Source organism: Geomobilimonas luticola, from assembly GCF_018476905.1.
Lineage (GTDB): Bacteria > Desulfobacterota > Desulfuromonadia > Geobacterales > Geobacteraceae > Geomobilimonas > Geomobilimonas luticola.
In genome coordinates this window covers 1-723 of sequence record NZ_JAHCVK010000026.1, presented here as the reverse complement: position 1 = coordinate 723, position 723 = coordinate 1, and the positions used below count along the sequence as shown (strand labels likewise).

At 46.2% G+C, this 723-nt stretch carries 1 protein-coding gene; it reads right to left on the bottom strand.

The window, feature by feature from the left end:
- Positions 1–6: 6 nt before the first annotated feature.
- Entirely contained in the window at positions 7–684 is a 678-nt protein-coding gene (locus KI810_RS17150) for an IS1595 family transposase (RefSeq protein ID WP_214176791.1), read from the bottom strand.
- Positions 685–723: the final 39 nt, after the last annotated feature.

The following is a 723-nucleotide window of genomic DNA, read 5'->3' as shown; positions in this document are numbered from 1 at the left end:
AAGGCTCTAGACCATCAAGTTTTTGTTTTTCGAAATTAGTGTACGTAGTTCTTTGACCAGTTGTCCAGTTGATTTATTGTAACGCCATTCACATTCTTTGAGATGAAGTTCGAAGTTCTTCTTCACTCCGTTGAACTTGGTGAGGCGGCGCTTCGTGAAGCTCCAGAAAGCTTCGATACCATTGATGTGAATGCCTTTGCTGGCGAAATGTTTGCTCTTGTTGATGCGGAAATGCTTATCGTAGCCGACATCGACCAAGCCATCGTAGCCCTTCCATCCATCGGAATGGACAACGCATTCGGGGCTCACCTTACCCCTGATGATGGCTTGCAATGTCTGGGCTGAACAGTCGGTTATCAGTTCTGTATAGACTCTGCCATTGCGTTCGTAGATGCCGAAAACAGGTTGTTTAAGAGTGCCACGGCCACGCTTCCTCGGACCAGGTCTACCGCGAAGTCTGGACGGGCCAAAGAAGCTTTCATCAACCTCGATAACACCAACGAACTGATCCTTCTCGGAGCACTGATGTGCATGGATCAGTTTACGAAAGGCCAGAAAGTAACGGTTGATGGTCTTTCGATTGAAGCCTAGCAACTGGGCCGTTTTTGTAGCGTCGATATCGATGCAAAAGCAGTCGATAATTTTTGCAACTTTAAATCGTGATAACTTACTGTTTTCAAACATGCTTCTAGCCTATCAGATGATTTCTGATGGTCTAGAGCC

Coding starts and splice junctions, on each gene's coding strand:
- KI810_RS17150 (WP_214176791.1), bottom strand. CDS start 684: ATGTTTGAAAACAGTAAGTTATCACGATTTAAAGTTGCAAAAATTATC.